Source organism: Streptococcus sp. FSL E2-3494 (assembly GCF_038007085.1).
GTDB lineage: Bacteria > Bacillota > Bacilli > Lactobacillales > Streptococcaceae > Streptococcus > Streptococcus thermophilus.
In genome coordinates this window covers 193,523-199,902 of the sequence record NZ_JBBOWN010000003.1, presented here as the reverse complement: position 1 = coordinate 199,902, position 6,380 = coordinate 193,523, and the positions used below count along the sequence as shown (strand labels likewise).

At 33.7% G+C, this 6,380-nt stretch carries 4 protein-coding genes and 2 pseudogenes; 4 read left to right on the top strand and 2 right to left on the bottom strand.

All coding sequences use genetic code 11. The annotated features are described in order from the left end of the window. Positions 1–353 precede the first annotated feature (353 nt). Both NST05_RS10685 and NST05_RS10680 read right to left on the bottom strand, forming a co-directional pair. Positions 354–1,506, bottom strand: a pseudogene (locus tag NST05_RS10685) (MucBP domain-containing protein); the annotation flags it as partial. Between the two features lie 39 nt (positions 1,507–1,545). Then, positions 1,546–1,833: a hypothetical protein gene (locus NST05_RS10680; protein ID WP_011680866.1), complete on the bottom strand. Its 288-nt coding sequence runs from the start codon at positions 1,831–1,833 to the stop codon at positions 1,546–1,548. Between the two features lie 689 nt (positions 1,834–2,522). Here NST05_RS10680 and NST05_RS10675 point away from each other — a divergent pair. The 4 genes and pseudogenes from NST05_RS10675 to NST05_RS10660 all read left to right on the top strand — a co-directional run bounded on the left by NST05_RS10675 (position 2,523) and on the right by NST05_RS10660 (position 6,358). Next, on the top strand, positions 2,523–3,569 hold the full coding sequence (locus NST05_RS10675; protein ID WP_038694561.1) for an FtsX-like permease family protein: 1,047 nt from the start codon (positions 2,523–2,525) through the stop codon (positions 3,567–3,569). A 4-nt stretch (positions 3,570–3,573) separates the two neighbouring features. Continuing rightward, positions 3,574–4,248, top strand: coding sequence for an ABC transporter ATP-binding protein (locus tag NST05_RS10670; RefSeq protein ID WP_084828513.1), 675 nt, complete (start codon positions 3,574–3,576; stop codon positions 4,246–4,248). Between the two features lie 62 nt (positions 4,249–4,310). Continuing rightward, positions 4,311–4,646, top strand: a pseudogene (locus tag NST05_RS10665) (integrase core domain-containing protein); the annotation flags it as partial. A gap of 451 nt (positions 4,647–5,097) precedes the next feature. Next, positions 5,098–6,358, top strand: a protein-coding gene (locus NST05_RS10660) for an ISL3 family transposase (RefSeq protein WP_340743038.1) whose coding sequence is annotated in 2 segments (ribosomal slippage) — positions 5,098–5,724 and positions 5,726–6,358 — 1,260 coding nt in all. Because the reading frame shifts where the segments join, the coding sequence is not laid out codon by codon here. The last annotated feature ends 22 nt before the right edge of the window (positions 6,359–6,380 follow it).

The following is a 6,380-nucleotide window of genomic DNA, read 5'->3' as shown; positions in this document are numbered from 1 at the left end:
AAGTAGTTCTGTGGTAAACTGAGTCATAGGAATAAATCTCTTTCTAGTAATGTTTTGCAACTCTACTATAACGGATTTATTCCTTTTTGTGTTTACACAACTTATTTTACACTACCAATTTTCCATTTAAAATTTAGACTATAATAACTAAATTTTATTTTTCAAAAATTATTTATAGTAGTAATTATATTTTTGTTTTTAAGTATCTACATTTTTTTGTAATATTAAAATAATTTTTACCATTTTATAAAAAGTTAGCCAACTCATTTTCAGAAAACATTTGTAAATTTCAAAAAACCAATGATTTTTACATCATTGGTTTTCTATTATATTCGTTTATCAGAAAGATTTAATTAATCTTCCTTCTTACGAGCTACAAGACCAAATCCACTCAATACTCCAAGAAGTCCAAGTGCTGCTAGGCTAGCATTGTCTTCTGTACCTGTATTTGGCAACTCTTTTTGACCTTCAACATCTTTTGGTGTTGCTGGTTGACTTGGTTCAACCGGTCTTGGAGTCGGCATTTCAACATTTTTGAAGATATGTTTGATATTTCCATTTGGATCAGTCACAGTCTTCACATATTCGTAACCTGAAACTGTTCCCGGTTCTTTAGAGCCTGGTTCAGTTGGTTTCAATGGATTTCCATTGTCATCAGCCCAAGTAGTTGTACTTTGCTTACCTGGAGTTGGTTGAGGAAAAGGTGAAGGTTGTTGGAGCTGGTGTTGAAACTTTCTCATAAACGTGTTCGATGTCGCCATTTGGAAGGGTCTTAGTTTCTACAAAGCGGTAGCCTGGGATATCTTTCTTAGGTTGTTCGCCGTCTTCTGTTGGATAGTTTGGAATTTCGTTACCATCTTTATCCTTATAACTTGCCTTAACTTTTTCGTAGACGTGCTCTGTATCTCCGTTTGGAAGTGTCTTAGTTTCTACAAAGCGGTAACCTGGAATATCTTTCTTAGGAGTTGTACCTTCCTTAGTAGTTGTTCCTGGAATTACATTGCCATCTTTATCTTTGTAAGTTGTTATGACTTTTTCATAGATATGTCTTGTATTTCCTTTTTCGTCTACTTCAGTTTTAACAATCTTGTATCCTGGGATATCTTTAGTAGGTTTAGTTCCATCTTCTGTTGGTGAAAGTGAGTTACCCTCTTTATCAACGAATGAAGTATCAGGATGAACTTTTGGTGTGTAAGTAGCTGTTACTGGCATTCCGTTCTTACCTACACGTTTAACTGTTACTCCTGTTGCTTTACCTACGAAGTCAGGTTCTGGTGTGAAGGTTACTTTACTGTTTTCATCGATTGTATATATACCTTCGTCTGGTACTTTCTTCTCAGTTGTTCCATCGTCAAATGTTCGTTTAACAGTTTCATCAATTGGTACATTTGGATTTCCTAGGATGAAGACTGGTGTCCCTGTTTGTGGTTGTCCTTTAGGTCCTTCAGATTCTGCAGGTGTTCCTTCTGGTGTTACTGGTGTAACTGTTGGTATGTATGTTCTGGTATAGTAAATTTGTAACACTCTCCTACCTAATAAGTTAAACTATTCATTAGAATAGGAGACATAACATGAAACACTATCCAGACGAAACACGACAAAAAATTGTTCGACTACACATTCAAGACGGACGAACATTAAAAAGCTTAGCTTGCTGAGCATAGCCAATTTATGCATCAAGATTCCCAATGTATCTAAAAACGCCAAATATAAGGTTTTATCCAAACTCATTATATAGCAAGAAATCTTCATTGTTCCTATTGGTTCTTTTAAAAGTGTGGCCAATTCGGGGCAAAATTTAAAGTTTAGTTTGCCACAAATAATAATTGTCATTTTATAATATTCCTACTTGATTGTTTTTTATAGGTAAAGAAAAAAGATAAAATGACATTCATAAATTTTTAAAACCATAAGAATAGACACCCAATCATTAATAAATGAATAAGAAGGCGGATACAATGGTGAGTATAATTAATTTTCTTTCCACTTTTCTTTCTATCAGAGAAAAAGCTAACCGAAATTAATAACAAAATCATTGATATCAATAGCTTTAGAACAATATTCGAATAAGATAATCCAAACAACGCTGAGAAACATAAAATAAAAACTAAGACCACTGAAACAGTTGATACTCCCAGCTTCTTCTTATGTCCAAAGTAAGTTGAAAGCAATAAAATAATAGAATAAGTAAAAATAACGTAATTCATTGATTTGCCCCTATTGTTATATAATAATTCTAATATTATTTGATAATATATATATTACCACAATTAGAGATAAAATGAAAAACACATCCCAAATATATGTTTTAAAACTGTTTCTCCTAACTACTTCCTTAAAAGCCAAATTCTTTCTCATTCCAAAATAGTAAATCAGCACAAAATTAATGAAAAATAACTTCGTTGATTTATCAAAAAGAGTATATGTGACACCCCAATAAAAATTACTAGTACTATTAAAAACCTTTTCAACACATTAAGTGATACACTAATAATAAATAGAATTAATGACAGGAGATTATTATGTTTTTAGCTATTAAAGAGATGCTACATGAAAAATTGCGTTATAGCCTAATAGTGGCACTTATATTTTTAGTAAGTTATCTTTTGATTATTCTTACTGGTTTAGCCACTGGTTTAGCTAACCTAAACAAAGCGGCAATTAACGAGTGGGATGCTTCAAGTATTGTCTTAAATAGTGATTCTGAAGGACGTTTACAACAATCTTTTCTTTCACAGGATCAGGTTGCTAGTTTACCCAATAATGGTACCAGAATTTCACAGTATAGTACACTTGTAAAATCAGAAAATGGATTAAAAGAGAATACTCAATTAGTAGCTCTTGATTCCAAATCGTTCATATTTAAAAAATTGAAAATAACAAGTGGTAGTAAAAATGTCCGAAACAATGCCGGCGTCGTATCGGATAAATTCAAACGTGATGGATTCAAAATCGGTGACCACTTGTTAGTTGCTAATTCATCATTGAGGATTAAAATTACAGGTTTTACACCCAGGGCAACTTTAAGTGCTCTTCCCGTGGTTTATATTTCACCAGACACTATTCAATCACTGAATAAAGGTGTAACAAATGCTGTGGTATTCAAGAATACGTTAAATAATTCAAAAATACCAAAAGGGACTATTCAGTTAAGCATTGACTCATTTATTAATAAATTACCCGGATATAGTGCACAACAACTCACATTCAACTTCATGATTGGTTTTTTGTATATTATTATTCTAATTGTTATTTCAATTTTCTTGTATATTCTGACCGTTCAAAAATTACCTAACTTAGGTGTCTTGAAGGCGCAAGGAGTCTCAACGCAATATCTTGTTTTGAGTACGTTATTTCAATCATTTATTATGTCAGTTATTGGCGTTATTATAGCCATTATATTAGGTGAAATAACAGCTATTACGTTACCCAGCGAGGTACCCATTGTCATCGATAAAAGTAATATTATTGTAACTGGAATCGGTATTATTATTATGTCCTTGTTGGGTGCGTTGATACCAATTCGCCAAATTGCCAAAGTTGATCCTTACAAAATTATTGGAGGTTAATTTCATGTCAAATCTCATTTTCGACTCAGTCACAAAAATTTTTGGTGAGGGGGGTAGTAAGTACGTAGCACTAGAAAATATTAATTTCGAAGCAGAAAGCGGTCAGCTTATTTTAGTTGTAGGGCCATCAGGATCAGGAAAAACTACATTTTTGACTATAGCAGGCGGACTACAGACACCAACTAATGGTGACGTAAAAATAAATGACAGTACAATTAACAGTTTGTCCAAAAAACAACAAACAAAATTAAGATTGGAAAAAATAGGATTTATTTTACAATCTTATAACTTAGTCCCATTTTTAACGGTCGAAGAACAGTTTAAATTCGTAGATAAACTAAAAAAACAAAATTTGACTGAACAAAAATTGCATGAGCTTCTTTCTGATTTAGGACTTTTAGAACTGCTAAAAAAATATCCTAATCAACTTTCTGGTGGACAAAAGCAGCGTGTGGCAATTGCTAGAGCATTATACACTGATGCTGACTATATTTTAGCAGATGAACCCACAGCCGCATTAGATACAGATAGATCCATGAAAGTAATCGAGTTACTCAGAGATTTAGCGCACAAAAGAAATAAAATTATTATTGTAGTTACTCATGACTTAAGGTTAAAAGATATGGCAGACAAAGTTTATCAGATAATTGACGGTAAAATGACAATCCTGGAGAAGTAATTTAATTTATGACTAAAAATCAGCAAAAATATAATTATGACTAAGGAATATATTATTAACTAACCCTTAATAAAGCAATTCATGCTCAGCATTGTAATCCATCTAAACTGATACTTCATTCAGATCTAGGTGTACAATTCACCTCACTAGAATTTACGAGATTTTGTTCATCATTGGGCATTTCTCAAAGTATGAGTCGTGCGGGTACTCCGTATGATAATGCTCCAATGGAACGTTATTACAATACATTAAAAGCTGAAGAAGTCTATCAACATCGGTATGATACCATCGAGGAACTGGACCAAGCTATAAACGACTTTGCCTATGTTTGGTATAATCAAATTAGACCTCATTCTTATAATAACCACCTAACACCTCTAGAAAAACGATTGAAATAATTTTATTTAGTCAATGGTGTTACAAAAATGCTTGACCAGGACAGAACCACTACCACGATAACTTAATTCCACTCTATCACCCTCCTATAACTATAATAAAAGTTAGGATTTTATCTAAGCATTATTTATGATTATTTTAACACAAGACAATATTTATAATTCAGTTTGATGAAGAAAAATAATTATTTCAGAATCTTCTCTTTGATACTTTTAATTGACAATGACAAAACTATCATATAAAAAGAAGTGGCAGAAATACACTGATTTCCTCTTTTCATTGTTGCAAATTAGTTTACTTCGCAATCTAATCCTTGATGGTTATAAACGGCTCTATAATTTCTGTAGTGGGTAAATCCACCATGGAAATTATGGAGCCTTTTTGAGTATATACAAAAAGTCCCATATGACCTATAATAAAAAGTGCTCAAACTATCATTTTAGAAAGACTCATATGGAACAACTAAATCTTATCACAAATTTTCTCAGAATTAAAGACAAAAATATCACTATCACTGATGAATATGATATGGGAACTCACTTAGAACTCCACGGTCACTTGGATCACACAGCCCCTAAATGCCCAAAATGCAAGGGACAAATGGCTAAGTACGACTACCAGAAAACTTCTAAAATCCCCTACTTAGAAACTGCTGACTACCCTTTACTTATCCGTCTTCGAAAGCGTCGTTTCAAGTGTAAAGATTGCGGAAAAATGGCGGTCGCTGAAACTCCTCTTGTCAAGAAGAACCACCAAATCTCTGTCGCTGTTAACCAGAAAATCGCACAATTACTCATCGAAAATCAAGCAATGAAACATATTACACACAGGCTATCAATTTCAACATCGTCAGTTATGAGAAAGCTAAATGAGTTCAAGTTTGAAACGGATTGGAATACCCTACCTGAGGTGATGAGTTGGGACGAGTATGCCTTCAATAAGGGGAAAATGAGCTTCATCGCTCAAGATTTCGACTCCCTAAATGTCATCGCCATTCTCGACGGAAGAACTCAAGCAACAACCATCCGAAACCACTTTCTACGCTATCCTAGAAAGGTTAGAAATCGGGTCAAAGTGATTTAACATGGATATGTTTAGTCCCTATTATCAACTTGCTAAACAGCTTTTTCCGAATGCAAAAATTGTACTCGATCGCTTTCATATCGTGCAACACCTTAGTCGCGCTATGAACCGTGTTCGTATTCAAATTATGAATCAATTCGACAGAAAATCGCAGGAATACCGAGCCTTGAAACGTTACTGGAAATTGATACAACAAGATAGCCGTAAACTCAGCGATAAACGATTTTATCGTCCTATGTTTCGAATGCATTTGACTAACAAGGAAATCCTAGAAAAACTCCTATCCTACTCAGATGAACTCAGACAGCACTATGAACTCTATCAATTTCTCTTGTTCCATTTCCAAGAGAAAAACTCAGATCATTTCTTCAGTCTCATCGAACAGGAAATAGCCACTGTTAATCCTATTTTCCAGACGGTATTTAAGACATTTTTAAAGGATAAGGACAAGGTTTTAAACGCCATGGAATTGCCTTATTCCAACGCCAAACTGGAAGCTACCAATAATCTCATCAAAGTCATTAAGAGAAATGCCTTTGGTTTCAGGAACTTTGAAAACTTTAAAAAACGGATTTTGATTGCATTGAACATAAAGAAAGAGAGGACGAAGTTCGTCCTCTCTAGGTGTTAGCTTTTAATCTACCCACTACAGT

Coding starts and splice junctions, on each gene's coding strand:
- NST05_RS10680 (WP_011680866.1), bottom strand. CDS start 1,833: ATGACAATTATTATTTGTGGCAAACTAAACTTTAAATTTTGCCCCGAA.
- NST05_RS10670 (WP_084828513.1), top strand. CDS start 3,574: ATGTCAAATCTCATTTTCGACTCAGTCACAAAAATTTTTGGTGAGGGG.
- NST05_RS10675 (WP_038694561.1), top strand. CDS start 2,523: ATGTTTTTAGCTATTAAAGAGATGCTACATGAAAAATTGCGTTATAGC.